At 66.7% G+C, this 18,853-nt stretch carries 17 protein-coding genes; 10 read left to right on the plus strand and 7 right to left on the minus strand.

From position 1 onward, the window contains the following. Positions 1-38 precede the first annotated feature (38 nt). The 4 genes from benB to CFB46_RS30425 form a co-directional block, all read right to left on the minus strand. Positions 39-527, minus strand: coding sequence for a benzoate 1,2-dioxygenase small subunit (benB, locus tag CFB46_RS30410; RefSeq protein ID WP_027785969.1), 489 nt, complete (start codon positions 525-527; stop codon positions 39-41). After that, on the minus strand, positions 524-1,882 hold the full coding sequence (locus CFB46_RS30415) for a Rieske 2Fe-2S domain-containing protein (RefSeq protein ID WP_027785970.1): 1,359 nt from the start codon (positions 1,880-1,882) through the stop codon (positions 524-526). Before CFB46_RS30415 ends, benB begins: the two co-directional genes overlap by 4 nt. Positions 1,883-1,998: 116 nt before the next feature. Continuing rightward, positions 1,999-2,940: a catechol 1,2-dioxygenase gene (catA, locus tag CFB46_RS30420; protein WP_027785971.1), complete on the minus strand. Its 942-nt coding sequence runs from the start codon at positions 2,938-2,940 to the stop codon at positions 1,999-2,001. A gap of 51 nt (positions 2,941-2,991) precedes the next feature. Then, positions 2,992-4,128: a muconate/chloromuconate family cycloisomerase gene (locus tag CFB46_RS30425; protein ID WP_027785972.1), complete on the minus strand. Its 1,137-nt coding sequence runs from the start codon at positions 4,126-4,128 to the stop codon at positions 2,992-2,994. 758 nt (positions 4,129-4,886) lie between these two features. Here CFB46_RS30425 and CFB46_RS30430 point away from each other — a divergent pair. The 4 genes from CFB46_RS30430 (at position 4,887) to CFB46_RS30445 (ending at position 10,908) form a co-directional block, all read left to right on the plus strand. Then, positions 4,887-6,455: a DUF262 domain-containing protein gene (locus CFB46_RS30430; protein ID WP_080681401.1), complete on the plus strand. Its 1,569-nt coding sequence runs from the start codon at positions 4,887-4,889 to the stop codon at positions 6,453-6,455. Between the two features lie 509 nt (positions 6,456-6,964). Continuing rightward, positions 6,965-8,437: a benzaldehyde dehydrogenase gene (locus tag CFB46_RS30435; RefSeq protein WP_027785973.1), complete on the plus strand. Its 1,473-nt coding sequence runs from the start codon at positions 6,965-6,967 to the stop codon at positions 8,435-8,437. A 14-nt stretch (positions 8,438-8,451) separates the two neighbouring features. Continuing rightward, positions 8,452-9,579: an NAD(P)-dependent alcohol dehydrogenase gene (locus CFB46_RS30440; protein ID WP_027785974.1), complete on the plus strand. Its 1,128-nt coding sequence runs from the start codon at positions 8,452-8,454 to the stop codon at positions 9,577-9,579. 159 nt (positions 9,580-9,738) lie between these two features. After that, complete coding sequence (locus CFB46_RS30445) at positions 9,739-10,908, plus strand: helix-turn-helix domain-containing protein (protein WP_230469153.1); 1,170 nt, start codon at positions 9,739-9,741, stop codon at positions 10,906-10,908. 64 nt (positions 10,909-10,972) lie between these two features. On the opposite strand, the gene CFB46_RS30450 is transcribed toward CFB46_RS30445, so the two are convergent. Next, complete coding sequence (locus CFB46_RS30450) at positions 10,973-12,157, minus strand: sugar transporter (RefSeq protein WP_027785976.1); 1,185 nt, start codon at positions 12,155-12,157, stop codon at positions 10,973-10,975. A 207-nt stretch (positions 12,158-12,364) separates the two neighbouring features. Here CFB46_RS30450 and CFB46_RS30455 point away from each other — a divergent pair, with 207 nt between their 5' ends. After that, the gene (locus tag CFB46_RS30455) at positions 12,365-13,039 is read left to right on the plus strand and encodes an HAD family hydrolase (protein ID WP_027785977.1); all 675 of its coding nucleotides are present in this window, start codon (positions 12,365-12,367) and stop codon (positions 13,037-13,039) included. Positions 13,040-13,042: 3 nt separating this feature from the next. Here the strand turns inward: CFB46_RS30455 and CFB46_RS30460 are convergent, their stop codons facing one another. Next, positions 13,043-13,750, minus strand: a complete 708-nt coding sequence (locus CFB46_RS30460; protein WP_027785978.1) for a succinate dehydrogenase/fumarate reductase iron-sulfur subunit — start codon at positions 13,748-13,750, stop codon at positions 13,043-13,045. Between the two features lie 87 nt (positions 13,751-13,837). Further along, positions 13,838-14,080, minus strand: a complete 243-nt coding sequence (locus tag CFB46_RS30465; protein WP_027785979.1) for a DUF6566 family protein — start codon at positions 14,078-14,080, stop codon at positions 13,838-13,840. A 177-nt stretch (positions 14,081-14,257) separates the two neighbouring features. On the opposite strand from CFB46_RS30465, the gene CFB46_RS30470 reads away from it, so the two are divergent. Genes CFB46_RS30470 through CFB46_RS30490 form a run of 5 tightly spaced genes read left to right on the plus strand, consistent with a single transcriptional unit; the run spans position 14,258 to position 18,806 of the window. Beyond that, positions 14,258-14,953 carry an MgtC/SapB family protein gene (locus CFB46_RS30470; protein WP_027785980.1) on the plus strand — a complete coding sequence of 232 codons (696 nt, stop codon included), beginning with the start codon at positions 14,258-14,260 and terminating at the stop codon, positions 14,951-14,953. Beyond that, positions 14,950-15,288 carry a hypothetical protein gene (locus tag CFB46_RS30475; protein ID WP_089502425.1) on the plus strand — a complete coding sequence of 113 codons (339 nt, stop codon included), beginning with the start codon at positions 14,950-14,952 and terminating at the stop codon, positions 15,286-15,288. The genes CFB46_RS30470 and CFB46_RS30475 overlap by 4 nt, the downstream gene beginning before the upstream one ends. After that, positions 15,285-17,483, plus strand: coding sequence for a VTT domain-containing protein (locus CFB46_RS30480; protein WP_027785982.1), 2,199 nt, complete (start codon positions 15,285-15,287; stop codon positions 17,481-17,483). Before CFB46_RS30475 ends, CFB46_RS30480 begins: the two co-directional genes overlap by 4 nt. Then, positions 17,474-18,274, plus strand: coding sequence for an endonuclease/exonuclease/phosphatase family protein (locus CFB46_RS30485; protein ID WP_027785983.1), 801 nt, complete (start codon positions 17,474-17,476; stop codon positions 18,272-18,274). The genes CFB46_RS30480 and CFB46_RS30485 overlap by 10 nt, the downstream gene beginning before the upstream one ends. A gap of 28 nt (positions 18,275-18,302) precedes the next feature. After that, positions 18,303-18,806, plus strand: coding sequence for a phage protein NinX family protein (locus CFB46_RS30490; protein ID WP_027785984.1), 504 nt, complete (start codon positions 18,303-18,305; stop codon positions 18,804-18,806). Positions 18,807-18,853 lie beyond the last annotated feature (47 nt).

Here is an 18,853-nt window from a genome sequence, read left to right on the forward strand (position 1 = left end):
GCGTCGCCTCCCTTTCCTTCCTGTCGAAACAATCGGCGTCAGACGTGATACACGTCGAGCACCTGCCGGATGTAATCGTTCTTCAGCACGATCTTCTTGTGCGAGATCAGCAGCGCGTCGTTCACCTTGCGCAACGTGACGAACATCGTGCCGAAGAAGTGATCGGTCACGCGGTAACGGTGGTTCAGCGTGTGAAAGTTGTAGCGCACGTCCACCTCGCCGTCGCGTTCGGCCAGCACCTCGACGTTCGTCACGTTGTGGCAGGTGCGCGGCTCGGGCGTCGACGCGCCGCTGCGCTCGGTCTTGATCCGGAACACGCGATCCTCGAGGCCGCCGCGATCCGCGTAGTACATCAGCGAGATCTGGCTGGCCGGGTCGTCGGTCGGACGGTCGTCGTCGTCCCACGCGGGCATCCAGTACGTGACGTCCTCGGTGTAGCAGGTCAGCCATTCGTCCCACTCGCGATCGTCGAGCAGGCGCGCTTCGCGATACAGCGTCGCGCAAATCGTCCGGTAATCGAAGCTCATGCCGCCACCTCCCCGCGTTCCTTCTTCAGCGCATCGCGCATCACGTGCACCCAGTGTTCGTGCTGGCACACGAACAGCCCTTCGTCCTCGCTGCGCTCACCCGAAATACGCGGATTCAGCCCCATCTTTCTCGCGTTCTCGTCCGGCCCGTCGATCCACAGCGGCGCGCCGCGCGACAGGTCGTTCCACATCGCCGTGATGCCCGCATAGCCGGCCTGGCACGCGCGGAACTCCTCGAGATCGTCGGCCGTGCCCATGCCGGTCACGTTGAAGAAATCCTCGTACTGGCGAATCCGTGTCGTGCGATCCGCTTCACTCTCGCCCTTCGGCGCGAAACAGAAGATCGTGACCTCGGTCCTGTCGACGCCGAGCGGCCGCACCACGCGAATCTGCGTGCTGAACTGGTCCATCAGGAACACGTTCGGGTACACGCACAGATTGCGCGTCTGGTTCACGATGAAGTCGGCCTGCACGTCGCCGACGCGCGCACGGATTTCGTCGCGGTGCTGGTACACGGGCCGCACTTCCGGATTCATCGTGCGGGTCCACAGCAGGATGTGGCCGTGATCGAAGCCGTACACGCCCGCGACCGACTTGCTCCAGCTGTTCGCGTCGACCGCCTTGGTGCCGTCTTCCTTGCGGCGGCCCATCGTCGCCGCATAGTTCCAGTGCACCGTGCTGACGTGATAGCCGTCGCAGCCATTCTCCATCTGCATCTTCCAGTTGCCTTCGTAGATGTAGGACGAGTTGCCGCGCAGCACTTCGAGCCCGTTCGGCGCCTGGTCGACGATCTGGTCGATGATCACGCGCGCTTCGCCGAGGTAGTCCTCGAGCGGCAGCACGTCGGCGTTGAGGCTACCGAACAGGAAGCCGCGATAGTTCGCGAAGCGCGCGACCTGCTTCAGGTCGTGCGAGCCGTGCGTGTTGAACTGCACCGGGTACTCGGTCGTCTTCTCGTCCTTCACCTTCAGCAGCTTGCCGGTGTTCGAGAAGGTCCAGCCGTGGAACGGGCACGTGAAGCTGCCCTTGTTGCCGTGCTTGCGGCGGCACAGCATCGCGCCCTTGTGCGCACATGCGTTGATGACCGCATGCAGCTCGCCGGTCTTGTCGCGCGTGATGACGATCGGCTGGCGGCCGATCCACGTCGTGTAGTAATCGTTGTTGTCCGGAATCTGGCTTTCGTGCGCCAGGTACACCCAGTTGCCCTCGAAGATGTGCTTCATCTCGAGCTCGTACAGTTCCGCGTTCGTGAAGATGTCGCGGCGGCAGCGGAAGATGCCGGCCTCCTTGTCATCCTGCACGGCGGTGTCGAGCAGGTGATCCAGTGTGTCGGTGTGGTCGATCGTGGCGGACATGATGGCTCCTCCCATGCGCGTGCCGCGTCCTGCAAGCACGCTCGCATCGGTATCGGTTGAATCTCGGGGGACCGGCCGGCAGCGGCGGCGCAGGCGCGTCGCCGTGCCGCCGGCGGTTATGCCGCGGCGGTAGCCCGCGGGCGTTCGACGATCTGGTTGTCCTGGCCTTGCACCAGCGGCGTCAGCACGACGTTGAACTCGATGTCCTGGTACGCGTCGGCCTTCATGCCGAGCGCCGTGCCACCGGTCCTGGCGACCACGGGTGGAATCAGCTCCTCGCGCGTCGCATACGCGAAGTCGTCCCAGATCAGCGGATCGCCGTCGATGTTGAACTGCGTCGTCAGCTTGCGGTGATCGGGACCGTCGACGAAGAAGTGCACGTGCGCGGGACGGTTGCCGTGACGGCCGAGGCGGTTCAGCAGTTGCTGCGTCGCGCCCTGCGGCGGGCAGCCGTAGCCGACCGGCATCAGCGTGCGGAATTCGTATTTGCCGTCCGCGCCCGTCCTCACCGCGCCGCGCAGATTGAAATCGCTCTGCGCGCCGGTCGGGTCGAAGTGCGAGTAGAAACCGTGCGAGTTCGCGTGCCAGCACTCGACCAGCGCGCCGGCCACCGGCTTGCCGTCGAGGCCCGTGACCGTGCCGTGGATCACGAGCGGGCCCGCGCCGTCGTCCGCGTCGAGGTCGATCTTCGCGACGCCTTCGCGCACCGGTGCGCCGGCCACGTACAGCGGCCCTTCGATCGTGCGCGGCGTGCCGCCGTTCAGGCCGATCGCTTCGTCCTCGGCGTCCATCCGGATGTCGAGATATTTCTCGAGACCGAGGCCGGCGGCGAGCAGCGCCGCTTCGCCATCCTGACCAAGCTTGTTCAGGTAGTTCACGCCGGCCCACACTTCGTCGGGCGTGATGTCGAGATCGTCGATCGCCTTGAACAGGTCGCCGAGCAGGCGCAGCACGATCTGCTGCGTACGTGCGTCGCCCTTCGTGCCGTTCGCGCCCGCGTTCGACGCGGCCTTCAGCAGGTCCTGCACTTCCTTGGTATCGAAAACTTTGACGCTCATGATGCTGTCTCCACGTGTATTTGGGGGAATGACGGTCTTTGCCTGACTCGATTACCGCACGACTTTCGTCAGCCCGTCGCGGGTGAAGCGCCTGACCTTGTCCTCGTCGAGCGCGATGCCGAGACCGGGGCCGTCCGGCACGGTCAGTTCGAAGTCGCTGTAATCCAGCGGCTGCGTCAGGATTTCCTCGGTGATCAGCAGTGGCCCGAACAGCTCGGTGCCCCACTGCAGGTTCGCGACACTCGCGAACAGGTGCGCGGACGCCACCGTGCTGAACGCACCTTCGAGCATCGTGCCGCCGTACAGTTCGATGCCGGCCGCGTCCGCGATCGCGGCCACGCGCTGCGCGGCGAAGAGTCCGCCGCTCTGTTCGATCTTGATCGCGAACACGTCCGCGCCGTGATGCTTCGCGATGTCGAATGCGCTGTCGGGGCCCTGCAGGATTTCATCGGCCATCAGCGCGACGGGGAAGCGGCGCATCAGGCGCGCCAGCGCCGCGGCGGAAGCCACCGGCTGCTCGACCAGCTCGCAGCCCGCATCGGCCAGCGCCGGAATCGCGCGGGCGGCCTGCGTTTCGCTCCACGCCATGTTCACGTCGACGCGCACCGACGCGCGATCGCCGAGCGCCTTCTTGATCTCGGCCACGTGGCGGATATCCGTTTTCGGCGCCTTCGCGCCGATCTTCAGCTTGAATACGTTGTGGCGGCGCAGGTCGAGCATCCGCTCGGCTTCCGCGATGTCGCTGGACGTATCGCCCGACGCGAGCGTCCATGCAACCGGCAGGCGATCCCGGCGGCGCCCGCCGAGCAGTTCACTGACGGGCACACCGAGCCGCTTGCCGTGCGCGTCGAGCAGCGCGGTTTCGAGCGCGCTCTTCGCGAAGTGGTTGACCTTCGCGAGCTTGCCGACGAACGCCATGAGCGTCTGGACGCGCGTCGCATCCTTGCCGACGATCGCGGGTGCGAGGTACGCGTCGATCGCGAGCTTCATCGCTTCCGGGCTTTCCGGGCCGTAGGCCATCCCGGCGATCGTCGTCCCTTCGCCGATACCGGCCACGCCGTCGCTGCAGAACACCTTCACGAGCATCAGCGTCTGGCCGTGCATGGTGGCCACCGACAGCTTGTGCGGGCGGATCGTCGGCAGGTCGACGAGGCGGGTTTCGATGCGTTCGATGGTGGCGGAGGACATGGGGTGCGCTGCGTGGGGGGAGTTCATGGGAGGGATTTATACGCGGCGGGGAAATGGAGCGTCCAATACTTTTGGTCGGGATTTTTGATACCTGGTGGGTATGGAAATCTGGATCATGATGGGGAATATTGCGTCGCACCATACCTGATTTAGCTAGATATGCGGGCTGGGAGGGTTGCTGGAGCGTGGTCGGGCGGGTGCGGGATATTGCGTGGGCTGGGGTGCGACGCGGTTGCTTTCTGCAGCGGGAAAATTGGCTGAAATCGGCGGCTGGCCGGAGTCGGTCAGGGTTTTCCTGAGGAGAAAGCGGTGGCGCGGGACGCGCCGGCGTTCGGTTTCTTCGGTTTCCGAGAACGACGGAAAGGAAGTGGAAAGGCAGGTATTGGTCTCCGTCGCCGATCTTGATTGTTCATCAGAATGTCGACGGCAGCTATCCGCCATCTACGGCCGTCTGCTCTCACGCGGACGGTCAAATGTCGCCTTGGCCTACACAGCGGACTTTCGCAAGCTGACCATGTAGGTCGGTCCTGGACCATCATTGATAACCGGTCCTTCCTGTAGGGTTGTTGCCAACGACGCAAGAATTGCCGCCGCCGAACCGGAAGCGGAAGCGGAAACGGAAGTGGAAGCGGAAAGATTTACGGAAAAGCTTACAAGCGTTTATGATGTAGCGAATTCAGTGCCCCAGCTTGTCGCGCTGGGCCGCGGACGCCGGACATAACGCATAATTCGTCGAATTTTCGGGAAAGGTGAACCTTATGAGTGATGCACTCACAATTAGAAAGCTGATAGATCGAATTTCGTCTGGCGATATTCGCATACCTGCATTCCAAAGAAATTTTGTGTGGGAGCCGGATCAAGTTGCTTTCTTGTTGGATAGCATTTATAAGGGATTTCCAATTGGCACCATTATTTTGTGGAAAACAGATACGCGCCTGAAGGCCGAAAAACGCATGGGTTACTTCACGTTACCCGAGCCGCAGAAAGATTATCCGGTCAACTACGTTCTTGATGGCCAGCAACGATTAACGAGTCTTTTTAGCGTTTTCCAGACTGATTTAGAGCCAGAAAGTGACGAATGGGTTGACGTTTATTTCGATATGCTTGCACAAGAGACAGTGCAAGAATCACTGTTCGTTGCGCTTGAAACGGCAGAGGTCGATGCCAATCGACATTTTCCTGTCAAGACATTGTTTGACACCGTAGCATACCGGAAGGCTACAAGTACGTTTTCAGATGAAAAGCTTGAACGTCTGGATGATTTGCAGGCGCGATTTAAAGAGTATTTGGTTCCAAACGAAGTATTCGAATCAGACGATCGAAACAAGGTTGCGATCGTTTTCGAACGAATCAATCGCGCGGGAACTGATCTTAACGTTTTCGAACTACTTTCTGCATGGAGTTGGTCTGAAGAATTCGATCTTGTAGAAAAATTCTCCACTCTTCAAGATGCTATTGCGGACCACGGATTTGATGACCTCGGCGATGACCGTGATCTACAGCTCAGAATCTGTGCCGGAGTCATCAGCGGAGAGACCACTCCAAAGCGAATTCTGGAACTGAACGGCGAAGAGATCCGAGCAAAGTTTCCGATCATCGAGCGAGGGATTTTGGGCGCGCTGGATTTTTTGAGTAGAGAGGCAAACGTGAAGCATTATAAGATGCTCCCGTTTCCCGGCATCTTAGTTCCGTTAAGCGTTTTCTTTGCGACCGAAAAGGTTGAAGGTCTTAATTATACGGAAAAGCAGAAGCATATGCTACTTCGATGGTTTTGGCGATCTCTTTTCAGTCGGCGCTTTTCTGCTGACGTCAATGAACGCCAGGCGCTGGATATTGTGGAAATGAAAAAACTTGCGGATGACGAGGATCACAGATTCAAATTGCCGCGAACTGAGCTTAAAATAGATTTTGCCAAGGATACTTTTTCGACGGCCAACGCAAACTCGCGCGTTTTAATTCTGCTGTTGAGTTCTGATAATGCGTATTCGTTTCTGAGTGGTGCTAAAGTTGATCCAGATAAGGTCTTAAAAAAAGCCAGCAAACACGAATTCCACCATATTTTCCCGCAAAAATATTTGCAGACATTGGGTGCTGACGAGCGAAGCATAAATGTTTTGGCCAACATTTGCTTCCTTACGCGCGCCGACAACAATACAATTCGTGCGAAAGCCCCGTCGGAGTATTTGGCACGGCTCGATCCGGAGAAAAAGTCGGAGTATCTTGCGAGCGCGTACTGTCCCGCTGATACGGAGAATAAGAGCTACGATGAGTTTATCAATGCTCGTGTAGAACTGCTTGTTGCGCGAGCGCAAGAGCTTATGGCGTAGCTATCATCTGCGTACTCACCTGATGGACAACGCGACAGTGCGACCGCCGACTTTCTCTTGATATTTTGGATGCCGAGTGGCTGCCTCAGGTCGCGAAGGTGTCAGCCGCCTCTCAGGACGGATGGCGGTTGTACCTTTGATAGCTGTCGTCGATATGGCGAGGCTTTCGGCGTCCGCTTCAGTTCGGTAACTGCCGCTCCCGAGAAGCATGAAGAGCGAACGTCCGTCTCGGCGCATCAGCGCGCCGAGCCTTCGGACGCAGCATAGGCGGTACCGCACAACGATATCTGCGTGTCATCCGACGGCATGCGGCAAAGCCTCCCACAGCAACTGTTCAGTTTCCGCACACAGAATCGCAAACACCTCCCAATCCACGCGCCCCTCGCGCGTGGGAAGAAACCCGGATAGCCCCGCTTCTCCACCCCCGCCTACCCTCCCGCGCATGCCGGTCGACGCCCAAGCCAACCAACACCCCCGACCCGGCCGATCCGAATTCCCCAGGAGCGCACATGGATAGCAGCAGCAACCCCGCACTGTTCGACACCGACGTCTGGCGCGGCAAGATCTTCAACGGAAGCTGGCACGCGAGCCCGCACGCGGCCGACGTGATCGAACCGGCGACTGGCAACACGCTCGGCCGCGTCGGCCTCGCCGACGGCGCGGCCGTCGCCGAAGCATCAGCCACCGCACACCGCACCCAGCCCGCATGGTTCGCCCTCCCCTACGACGAGCGCGCAGCGGTCCTGCGCCGCGCCGCAGCGGTCGCGCAAACGCACTTCGACGCGATCGTCGACTGGCTCGTGCGCGAAAGCGGCTCGACGCGCGCGAAGGCGGCGTTCGAAACCTCGGTCACGATCAAGGCGCTCCACGAAGCAGCCAGCCTGCCATCACGCGCAGCCGGCGAAGTGCTCCCGTCCGCAGCCGGCCGGCTGTCGCTCGCGCGCCGCCGCCCGCGCGGTGTGGTCGGCGTGATTTCGCCGTTCAACTTCCCGCTGTACCTCGCGATGCGCGCGGTGGCACCCGCGCTCGCGCTCGGCAACGCGGTCGTGCTGAAGCCCGATCCGCGCACCGCCGTGTGCGGCGGCGTCGCGATCGCGCGCGTGTTCGAGCTCGCCGGCTTGCCCGAAGGCGTGCTGCACGTGCTGCCCGGCGACGGCGCGGCCGGCGCGACGCTGGTCGCCGATCCGCACGTCGCGATGATCCAGTTCACCGGCTCCACCGCGGCCGGGCGCAAGGTCGGCGAAGCGGCGGGCCGCCACCTGAAGAAGGTGTCGCTCGAACTCGGCGGCAAGAACTCGCTGATCGTGCTCGACGATGCCGATCTCGACCGCGCGATCGCCAACACCGCATGGGGCGCGTACCTGCACCAAGGCCAGATCTGCATGGCGACCGGCCGCGTGCTCGTGCAGCGCGCGATTCACGATCGCTTCGTCGCGAAGCTCGTCGAGAAGGCCCAAAGCCTGCGCGTCGGCGACCCCGCCGCCGGCGACGTGGGCCTCGGCCCGCTGATCAACGCCGCGCAACGCGACCATGCCGCGAACCTGGTCGACGCGGCGCGCCGCGCGGGCGCACGCGTCGAGACGGGCGGCGGCCATCGCGGCCTGTTCTTCGAGCCGACGGTACTGAGCGGCGTCGCGCCGGGCAATCCGGCCTTCGACGAGGAAATCTTCGGGCCGGTGGCAGTCGTCGTGCCGTTCGATACCGACGAAGACGCGATCGCGCTCGCGAACCGGACCGAATACGGGCTGTCGATGGCGATCCTGTCGGCCGACGTCGGCCGCGCACTGCGGATCGGCGAGCGCTTGAACACCGGGCTGCTGCACATCAACGACCAGACCGTCAACGACGAGGCGATCAACCCGTTCGGCGGCGTCGGCGCGTCGGGCAATGGCTCGAGCATCGGCGGTGCGGCAAACTGGGAAGAATTCACGCAGTGGCAGTGGCTGACGATCAAGGGCGAAGCGCCGCTCTATCCGATTTGACGAGGAGACCGACCATGTACACCGAACACGATACACGCGCCGTCACCGCGGCCGTCGCGCGCACCGCCGGCGCGCCCTTCTCGATCGAGGCGGCCCGGATCCGCGCGCCGCGCGGCGACGAGGTGCTGGTGCGCGTCGTCGCGACCGGCTTGTGCCACACCGACCTGATCGTGCGCGACCAGTACTATCCGGTACCGCTGCCGGCCGTGCTCGGTCACGAAGGCGCCGGCGTGGTCGAGGCGGTCGGCCCGAACGTGAAGACGCTCGCCGCGGGCGATCACGTCGTGCTGACCTACGGCGCGTGCGGCCACTGCGCGTCGTGCGTCGGCGGTCACGGCGCGTATTGCCGGCAGTTCTTCGCGCTGAATTTCGGCGGCGCCGATGCCGACGGGCAGACCGCGATCCGGGACGAAGCCGGGCAACCGCTGCACGATCATTTCTTCGCGCAGTCGTCGTTCGCGAGCTACGCGCTCGCGCGCGAGAACAACGCGATCAAGGTGCCGAAGGAAGCGCCGCTCGAACTGCTCGGCCCGCTCGGCTGCGGGATCCAGACCGGCGCGGGCGCGGTGATCCATTCGCTCGCGGTGCGCCCGGGCAGCAGCTTCGCGAGCTTCGGCGCGGGCGCGGTCGGCATGAGCGCCGTGATGGCCGCGCGCATCGCGGGCGCGACGACGATCATCGCCGTCGACATCGTGCCGTCGCGGCTCGCGCTGGCGCTCGAGCTCGGCGCGACACACGCGATCAACAGCCGGGAAGTCGACGTCGTCGACGCGATCCGCGAGATCACCGGCGGCGGCGCCGATTTCGCGCTCGAATCGACCGGGCTGCCGGCCGTGCTGTCGCAAGGAATCGAAGCGCTCGGCTCGCGCGGCACGATGGGCGTGGTGGGCGCGCCGAAGCTCGGCACGAAGGCCGAATTCGACGTGAACAGCCTGCTGCTCGGCGGCCACACGATCCGCGGCATCGTCGAAGGCGACAGCGTGCCGCAGACGTTCATCCCGCAGCTCGTGCAACTGCACCTGCAAGGGCGGTTTCCGTTCGACCGGCTGGTGAAGTTCTATCCGCTCGACCAGATCAACCAGGCGGCGGCGGACAGCAGCGACGGGAGCACGCTCAAGCCGATCCTGCGTTTGCCGCATTGAACGCAACGGGCGCCGCCGGCCGCCGATGCAGATCGGCCGCACGCGGCGGCGCCCTTCCCGGAAAAATACCCCGCTTCAGGCACCGGGCTATATTACGCATTCGCGCGACACGCCCGGCCGGCACACCCGGCCCGGACCTCGACCCAACTGGAGCGCAGCGTGAACCCAGCCCCCGAATCCGTTTCACGGCCGGTCGACCTCGACCGGCTCCGCGCCCGCTTCGCCGCGGGCGAGCCGCTGCCGGACACGGCGTTGCCGGCCAGCGTCGCGCGCTCGTGGCTGCGTTCGCGCGACGCCGGGCTCCGGCCCTGGCAAACCGCCCGCTATGAAATGCAGCGCGAACTCGACGAATCGCGCGCGGACCGGCGGCTGACCCGCTGCGTCGCGCAGGAAATCGAGCCGCTGTGGGCCGCATTCGGCGGCAGCGAATGGACGATCATGTGCGTCAATCCGCACGGCACGATCGTCCATGCGCGGCGCAGCCCGCAATGCGACGACGCGCTGCTCACGCCGATCGTCGCCGGACGCCGGATCGTCGAACCGAACATCGGAACGACCGCCCCGAGCTGCGTGATTCACGACGGCGCCGAAACCGTCGTCGCGGGCGCGCAGCACTATCTCGACGAGTTTTCGCGGGTGTTCTGTCTCGCGGTGCCGCTGGTCGGCTTCGACGGCGAAGTGATCGGTGCACTGGATATCACCGGCATCGGCCGGCGCAACGTCGCGCAGCTGCGCGAGCAATTCCGGCACGCGTCGCTGTCCGCCGAGCAGCGGCTCTATGCGATGCTGCGCGACTGCCATCTGCTGCAGGTGCAGCATGACGCACGCTGGCTCGGCACGCCGCTCGCGGGCGTCATTGCGCTCGACGAAGCGGGCCGCGTGCGCGCGGTGAGCCGGCTGGCGCGCCGGATACTCGATCTCGCGCCGGAAGGGCCGCTCGGGCCATGCGATCTCCGCCAACTGTTTCCCGGCGCGACGCCCGCGCAGCAGCGCCGTTTGCTGACACCGGCGCGCACGCCGCAGCGGATCGCGCGCGACGATGGTAGCCACGTATGGGTGCGCACCGTACGTGCGCCGCTCGACCGGGCGACGGCCGCGCGTCAGGCCGATGTGCTCGAACAAGCCGCCGACGTATGCAACATGGCGCCAGCCGCCGGTCCGCAGGCGAGCCTGCACGAACAGTCGCTCGATGCGATCCGCCGGGCGCTCGACGAGCACGACGGCAATGTGTCGGCGGCCGCGCGGCAACTCGGCATTTCACGCACGACGCTGTACACGAAACTTCGTCAGCTCGATGCGGCGGGGATCCGGCACGACGGGTCGCATTGACGATTCGGGATGCAGCAGCGGGCCCTGATGGCCAGCGCAAGCCCGCAATCAGCGGGAAGAGGCCTTAAGCCACTCCCCGCCGCGCATGCAGCCGCAACGCGAGCCACGCGATCCCGGCCGCGAACGCGCCGACCACGCCGCCGAAGGTGCCGATCCACGGCAGCCCGAAGTCGCCCGCGATATGGTTGCCGAGCAATGCGCCGGCGCCGATGCCGACGTTGTACAGCCCGGAGTAGATCGATACGGCCAGGTCGGTCGCCTCGGGCGCCAGCTTCAGCACCCATGCCTGCATCGCCAGCCCGAAACAGACGATCGCGCCGCCCCACACCAGTGTGTGCACGGACAGCGTGACGATGTTCAGCGCGCTCGGGAACAGGATCAGCAGGCAGCCCGACAGCGCGACGATCGACGCCAGCAGGAAATCGTCGGGCCGGTGCGGATAGATCCGATTGAAGCAGATCGCGGCCGGCAGGCCGGCGACGCCGAACAGGATCAGCACGTACGTGATCCGGCTGCTGCTCGCATGGTTGACGCTCTGCACGAACGGTTCGATGTACGTGTACGACGTGAAATGCGCGGACACGACGAGCACGGTGATCGCGTACAGCGCGACCAGCGCCGGCTTGCGCAGGAACACGCCGATGCTGCTCAGCGACCCGGCGCCCTGGCTCGGCAGCAACGGCAACGTGGCGCGCAGCAACAGCAACGCGACGCCCGCCGCGCCCGCGATGATCAGGAACGTGACGCGCCAGCCGAACGCCTCGCCGATCACGCGGCCGAGCGGAATCCCGGCCACCATCGCGATCGCCGAGCCCATCGCGAGCAGGCTGAGCGCACGGCTCTTGCGGTCGCTCGGTGCGAGCCGCACGGCGAGCGGGACCGAAATCGACCAGAACACCGCATGCGCGCACGCGATGCCGAGCCGGCCGATCATCAGCACCGTGAAATTCCACGCGACGCCGGTCACGACATGGCTGCCGACGAACACCAGCAGCGCCACGCTCAATAGCTTGCGGCGCTCGACGTGACGCGTGACGAACGTCAGCGGCAGCGATACGACGGCAACGGCCCACGCGTAGATCGTCAGCATCAGGCCGACCGCGGTCGGCTGCATCTGCAGACTGTCGCCGATCGCGCTCAACAGCGCGACGGGCACGAATTCGGTGGTATTGAAGATGAAGGCGGCGAGTGCCAGGGCCAGCACGCCCCACCACGATTGTTCGGAACTGACGGCGTCGGGGGTTGCCATACGGGAATTCGGCGAAGGTTGGGCGCGCGCGGGCGGCCCGCCCGGCGCATCGGCGCGATTGTACCAGCGCCGTTCGGCACGCTGCCGCCGGGCGCGGTGCGTGCGACGCGGGACATGGCGGTGACACGGCCGCGCGCCGATAATGTGACGAATCGGGTTTTGCCGACGATTTGATTTGCCCGAACGCCATCGGGCCAGGAGATTCACATGCGCATTGAAACGTCATTTCTGTTCGACCTCGACGGCACGCTCGTCGACAGCGTCTATCAGCACGTGCTCGCGTGGAAGGAAGCGCTCGATGCCGAAGGCATCGAACTGTCGGTGTGGCGCATCCACCGCAAGATCGGGATGAGCGGCGGCCTGTTCCTGAATCAGCTGCTGCGCGAGACGGCCGGCGACATCGACGCCGAGCGCGTCGAGCGGCTCGCCCGGCTGCATGCGGCCGCGTACCAGCGGCTGCGCGCGCAGGTCCGGCCGCTGCCGGGCGCGCGCGAACTGCTGGCCGCGCTGTCGAACGCGGGCATTCGCTGGGCGATCGCGACCAGCGGGCGGATGGAAACCGCGGCGATCAATCTCGAGGCGCTCGGCGTCGATCCGGCGAAGAACGTGGTCGTCACGCGCGATCAGGTGAAGTACGCGAAGCCGGACCCGGACCTGTTCCTGACCGCCGCCGCGAAGCTGAACGTGCCGATCGAGCATACGGTGGTGGTCGGCGACAGCATCTGGGACATGCTCGCCGCCGCCCGCTGCCGCGCGCTCGGCGTCGGCCTGCTCTCGGGCGGCTACGGCAGCGACGAACTGGAACGCGCGGGCGCGTTGCGCGTGTACGACGATCCGGCGGACCTGCTGTGGCACCTCGACGAGGTGGCCGCGCGGCCGTAACCGCTACACCGTCCGCCTGACCAGCATCGTCCGGATCTCCGAAATCGCCTTCGTCGGGTTCAGCCCCTTCGGGCACACGTCCGTGCAGTTCATGATCGTCCGGCAACGGAACAGCCGGTACGGATCCTCGAGATCGTCGAGCCGCTCGGCGGTCGCCAGATCGCGTGAATCGGCGATGAAGCGGTACGCCTGCAGCAGCCCGGCCGGCCCCACGAACTTGTCCGGGTTCCACCAGTAGCTCGGACACGACGTCGAACAGCATGCGCACAGGATGCATTCGTACAACCCGTCGAGCTGGTCGCGCTCTTCCGGCGACTGCAGCCGCTCGCGTGCGGGCGGCGTCGTGTCGTTGATCAGGTATGGCCGGATCGAGTGGTACTGATTGAAGAAGTCGGTCATGTCGACGATCAGGTCGCGCACCACCGGCAGCCCCGGCAACGGCCGCAGCACGATCTCGCGCGGCAGCGTCTGCATGTTGGTCAGGCACGCGAGGCCGTTCTTGCCGTTGATGTTCATCGCGTCCGAGCCGCAGATCCCCTCGCGGCACGAGCGCCGGTACGCGAGCGTCTCGTCGTCGCGCTTCACGCGGCCGAGCACGTCGAGCAGCATGCGGTCGGCCGGGTCCACGTCGATCTCGTAGCGCTGCAGGTACGGCCGCGCGTCGCGGTCGGGGTCGTAGCGGTAGATATGCAGAGTACGCGGATCGCTCATCGGTTCCTCCCGGCGCGGGCCGGCATGGGTTCACGGGGGTGCGGCGGAGTGCCGTCGCGGCACACGGCGTTGCAAGCGCCATACCGGTCAGTCGTCGTCCACGCGCTTGTCGATCAGATAGCGGCCGCGCTCGACGCCCGCGCGCAGCGCCTCGACCTCGGTCAGCCATTCGGGGCCGGCGGCCTCCGGTACAAGCAGTTCGATGCGCTCGCCGGCGACGTACACCTGGACCTCGTCGCGCCATGCGCCTCGCTCGTTGGGTCGCGCCCATACGAGGATTTCGTGACCGCGATACGGGTCCCGAACCTGTGCGTCCTCTTGATGTGCCACGGTGGCCTCCTGTCTTATCTGCGATGGCGATGCAAAAAATGCGCGCCGCCTGGGCGCCGCGCACGCCGTCGGCCTCGTGCGCACGCGGCGTGCCCGGCCGGCACGCTGCTTGCGTCCCTTTTCCGCATCGAACCGTTACCGGGCCCGCATCGTGCAGGGCCGGAAGGGATGCACATCATGATCGGCCACCTCGAACTACTGGGACGCCTGCTGCTGGCCGCGCTGCTCGGCAGCGTGATCGGGCTCGAACGCGAGCGCCTGAACTGGGCCGCAGGGCTGCGCACGCACATGCTCGTGTGCGTGGGCTCCGCGCTCGTGATGCTGGTGTCGACGTTCGGCTTCGAGGACGTGCGCGGGCAAAACGGCGTCGTGCTCGATCCGTCGCGGGTCGCCGCGCAGGTGGTGTCCGGCATCGGCTTTCTGGGCGCGGGCTCGATCCTGCTGCGCGGCGAAATGGTGCGCGGGCTGACGACGGCCGCGAGCCTGTGGGCCGTGGCCGGCGTCGGGCTCGCCGCGGGAGGCGGCATGGTGGTTGCGTCGATCGGTGCAACCGCGATCGTGCTCGTGATCCTCGCGGGCGTGAAGCCGCTCGAGCGCCGCTTCATCGCGCAGCGCCAGCAGCGCACGCTGCTGCTCGTGGCCGAGCGCGGCGGCCTGACGCTCGGCACGCTGCACGAAGCGCTCGGCCCCGGCCGCGTGCGCGTGAAACGATTCATCGTCCAGCAGTCGGACGACGATCCGGACACCGACGACATCTCCGTGTCGTTCTCGCGCACCAGCGGACCGGAATTCGCGGCAATTTGCGAGACGCTGCAAAACATCGCGTGCGTACGGACCTGTCAACCCGACACCTCGTCAAGGAGTTTCGTGTGACCCAGACCGACCTGCTCTCCTACCTCGTGACGAGCCAGCTGGCCGCGCGCATGCGCGGCGGCGCGTGGCTCACGACCAGCCAGCTGGTCGGCGCGTTGCGCGCGTGGCTCGCGTGCCGGCACGCCGAATGCGACTGGCTCGACCGGATCAGGATCGCGCAAGCGTCGGCGACGATCGCGCAGGAGATCTACGAAATCGCGGTCGCGCGCGGCGATCCGCACAGCGGCGAACGCGTGCGGCTCGATGCGCATTCGCCGGAACTGCAGGCGCTGCGCGCGCGCTGCGATGCGCTGTTGCAGCGGATCGACGGCGACCGGGACGTCGGCGCCCGATGATCGTGCCGGATCGCGCGACCCACGCCGACGACCGCCTGCTCGACGCCGCGCCGGCGCACGGGACGCCGCGGCACGGCCTGCTCGAACGCGGGCGCAATTGCGACACGATCCGCGGCGCGGACCGCTTCGCGATGCTGGTCGACGGCGACGCGTACTTCTCGACATTGCGCGCCGCGCTGCTGCGCGCGCGCCATACGGTGTTCATCGTCGGCTGGGACGTCGACAGCCGGATGCGGCTCGCGCCGGGCGGCGCCGACGACACGTTGCCCGACACGCTCGCGGCCTTCCTGCACGCGCTCGCGTCCGCCCGCCACAACCTGCGCATCTACGTACTCGCGTGGGACTTCGCGATGATCTACGCGCTGGAGCGCGACTGGCCGCCCGTGTATCGGGCCGGCTGGCGCGCGCATCGCGGCATCCGGTTCCGGCTCGACGATGCGCACCCGCGCGGCGCGTCGCATCACCAGAAGCTGGTCGTGATCGACGACCGGCTCGCGTTCGTCGGCGGCCTCGATCTGACGCGCGCCCGCTGGGACACGCCCGCGCATGCGGCCGACGACCCGCGCCGCCGCGACGAGCACGGCATGCCGTACGGGCCGTTCCACGACGTGCACGCGATGTTCGACGGCGACGCCGCCGCCGCGATCGGCGAACAGGCGCGGGCTCGCTGGCTGCAGGCATGCGGGCGCCCGATCGCGATCCGCGCGCGGCGCCATCTCGACCGGGCGGACGACGAGGATCCGTGGCCGCCCGACGCGCGCGTCGACGTGCGCGACGTGCGGCTCGGCATCGCCTATACGGCGCCGCGCCACGGCGGCCGCGAGCCGGTACTGCAGGTGCGCGCGCTCGTCGAGGACGCGATCCGCGCCGCGCAGCGGCACCTCTATGTCGAAAACCAGTACTTCACCGCGGCGGTGGTGCGCGAAGCGTTGTCCGCCCGACTCGCCGACGCGCACGGGCCGGACGTGACGGTCGTCGCCCCGCGCGTGCAGAGCGGCTGGCTGCAGGAAGCGACGATGGGCGTGCTGCGCGCGCGGCTGCACGCGACGCTCGCGGCGGCCGACCGCTTCGACCGCTACCGGCTGCTGTATCCGCACGTCGACGGGCTCGGCGACGCGTGCGTGAACGTGCACAGCAAGGTCGCGATCGTCGACGACGAATGCATCGTGATCGGCAGCGCGAACCTGAACAACCGCTCGATGCTGCTCGATACCGAATGCTGCATCGCGCTCGTCGCGGCCGGCGACGCACGCATTCGCGGCGCGATCGCCCGCATGCGCGAGCGGCTGCTGGCCGAGCATCTCGGCACGACGCCCGATGCGGTGGCCGACGCGTTCGCGTGCGGGGAGCGGCCGAACGTCGTCCTCGACCGGCTGCGCGCGAAGCCGGGCCGCACGCTGCGCACGCTCGACCCGGCCGTGTCGCCGCAATTCGAGGCGCTCGTGCCGGTCAGCGCCCGGCTCGACCCCGAGCAGCCGATCGAGCCGGACCGGTTCGTCCGCGAATTCGTGCCGCACGAGCAGCATCGCTCGCTCACCGCGCGCTTTTTCGTGCTCGGGGCGATCGTGCTCGCCATCGCCGCGCTGGCGCTCGCGTGGCGCTTCACGCCGCTGGGCGAGCACCTGAACGTCGCGTCGCTGTCGCACGCGCTGGCCGGCATCGCGCGGCTGCCGGCCGCGCCGGCGCTGCTGCTCGCGGCCTACGTGGTCGCGGCGACCTTCGCGGTGCCGATCACGCTGCTGATCGCCGCGACGGGGCTCGTGTTCGGCGCCTGGCCGGGCTTCGCATATGCGGGCATCGGCTCGATGGCGGCCGCCGCCGCGACCTACGCGCTCGGCCGCTGGCTCGGGCGCGACGCGGTGCGCCGGCTCGCCGGCCCGCGCGCGAACCGGCTGAGCGAGCACATCGGCCGACGCGGCGTGGTCGCGATGGCCGTGCTGCGGCTGCTGCCGATCGCCCCGTTCACCGTCGTGAACCTCGTCGCCGGCGCGTCGCACATCGGGCTGCGCGACTTCCTGATCGGCACCGCGCTCGGGATGCTGCCCGGCATCGTGCTGACCGTTACGTTCGCGCACCAGTTGACCGCCGCGCTCAGCCATCCGGGGCCCGGTGCATTCGCGTGGCTCGCGGCGATCGGCCTCGTGCTCGTCGGCGTGTCGATCCTGCTCGTGAGGGTGCTGCGACGATGGCGCTGAGCACACACGCGGCCCCGCCGCCGCACGTCGTCACCGCCGACGCGGCGCCCGCCGCCGCGCCGGGCGGGCGCGACCTGCGCATCGCGACCTACAACATCCGCGGCGGGGCCGGCGTATGGTCGGCGCGCGCGGCCGACCGGATCGCGGCGGTGATCGACGAACTCGACGCGGACGTGATCGCGCTGCAGGAAGTGCCGCTCGGCGGCACGCGTGCGCCGGACGTGCTCGCGCACCTGCGCGACGCGACCGGCATGCACGCGGCGGCCGGGCCGACGATCGACACGCCGGAGCGCCGCTACGGCAACGCGGTGCTGTCGCGCTGCCCGATCCGCGCGGCGCGCACGCTCGACCTGTCGTTCCACCCGCGCGAGCCGCGCGGCGCGCTCGATGCCGACATCGACTGCGGCGCCGGCACGATCCGCGTGGTCGCAACCCACCTCGGGCTGTCGGCCGGCGAGCGCAGCGCCCAGGTGCAGCGGCTGCTCGCGGCGTTCGACACGGGCGCGATGCCGGTGATCCTGCTCGGCGACATCAACGAATGGTTCGTGCGCGGCCGTGCGCTGCAGGCGCTCGTCACGCGGTTCCGGCGCGCGCCTGCGCCGCGCACGTTCCCGACCGTATGGCCGGTGTTCTCGCTGGACCGGATCTGGATCCATCCGGGCGAGCTGCTGGTCGACGTGGTCGTGCACCGCAGCGCGCGGGCGCGGCACGCGTCCGACCACTACCCGCTGGTGGCCCGGATGCGGGCGCCGCTCGCCACGCCCGCGATGGGCACGGCGCTTGCGCGGTAAGCTTTTTTCGATCCGACGGAGCCAGCAGATGCGAACCGACGCACTCGACGGAAAGGATCTCGATTACTGGTGCGCACGCGCGTTGTGCGCGGATGACGAAGACACGCTGCGCTTCACGGCCGTCGCGCCCACCGTCGTCGTGACGGCCGCGTGCGACGCGCTCCGGCACCTCGATGCGCCGTTCGCGCCTTCGGCCTCGTGGGCCGATGCGGGCGCGGTGCTCGATCGCGTGACCGATCTGCGGATCGCCAGCCATGGCGCCGACGTCGAATGCGACGCGACCTTCGTCGACGGTCCGTCGACCTGCGGCGCCCGGGGCCACACCGCGCGCGAAGCGCTGCTGCGCGCGTTCGTGCGCGCGCGCTTCGGCGACGAGGTGGACGAGCCGCCGCCGTTCCCGCACCGGATCGAACACGGCACGGTGGTGCGGTATGACCCGGGTGTGCCGATTCCGGACACGGACGGCGATCCGGCGGCCGGCGACCCGGCCATCGGCGAGCATTCGGATATTCGGTCGATACCGCGCATGTGAGTGCAGGCGCGGGTCCGGCGGTCATGTAAAAACGACAGTCCCCTTCG

This window comes from Burkholderia sp. HI2761 (assembly GCF_002223355.1).
In the GTDB taxonomy this organism is placed as follows: Bacteria; Pseudomonadota; Gammaproteobacteria; order Burkholderiales; family Burkholderiaceae; genus Burkholderia.

Coding starts and splice junctions, on each gene's coding strand:
- benB (WP_027785969.1), bottom strand. CDS start 527: ATGAGCTTCGATTACCGGACGATTTGCGCGACGCTGTATCGCGAAGCG.
- CFB46_RS30415 (WP_027785970.1), bottom strand. CDS start 1,882: ATGTCCGCCACGATCGACCACACCGACACACTGGATCACCTGCTCGAC.
- catA (WP_027785971.1), bottom strand. CDS start 2,940: ATGAGCGTCAAAGTTTTCGATACCAAGGAAGTGCAGGACCTGCTGAAG.
- CFB46_RS30425 (WP_027785972.1), bottom strand. CDS start 4,128: ATGTCCTCCGCCACCATCGAACGCATCGAAACCCGCCTCGTCGACCTG.
- CFB46_RS30430 (WP_080681401.1), top strand. CDS start 4,887: ATGAGTGATGCACTCACAATTAGAAAGCTGATAGATCGAATTTCGTCT.
- CFB46_RS30435 (WP_027785973.1), top strand. CDS start 6,965: ATGGATAGCAGCAGCAACCCCGCACTGTTCGACACCGACGTCTGGCGC.
- CFB46_RS30440 (WP_027785974.1), top strand. CDS start 8,452: ATGTACACCGAACACGATACACGCGCCGTCACCGCGGCCGTCGCGCGC.
- CFB46_RS30450 (WP_027785976.1), bottom strand. CDS start 12,157: ATGGCAACCCCCGACGCCGTCAGTTCCGAACAATCGTGGTGGGGCGTG.
- CFB46_RS30455 (WP_027785977.1), top strand. CDS start 12,365: ATGCGCATTGAAACGTCATTTCTGTTCGACCTCGACGGCACGCTCGTC.
- CFB46_RS30460 (WP_027785978.1), bottom strand. CDS start 13,750: ATGAGCGATCCGCGTACTCTGCATATCTACCGCTACGACCCCGACCGC.
- CFB46_RS30470 (WP_027785980.1), top strand. CDS start 14,258: ATGATCGGCCACCTCGAACTACTGGGACGCCTGCTGCTGGCCGCGCTG.
- CFB46_RS30480 (WP_027785982.1), top strand. CDS start 15,285: ATGATCGTGCCGGATCGCGCGACCCACGCCGACGACCGCCTGCTCGAC.
- CFB46_RS30485 (WP_027785983.1), top strand. CDS start 17,474: ATGGCGCTGAGCACACACGCGGCCCCGCCGCCGCACGTCGTCACCGCC.
- CFB46_RS30490 (WP_027785984.1), top strand. CDS start 18,303: ATGCGAACCGACGCACTCGACGGAAAGGATCTCGATTACTGGTGCGCA.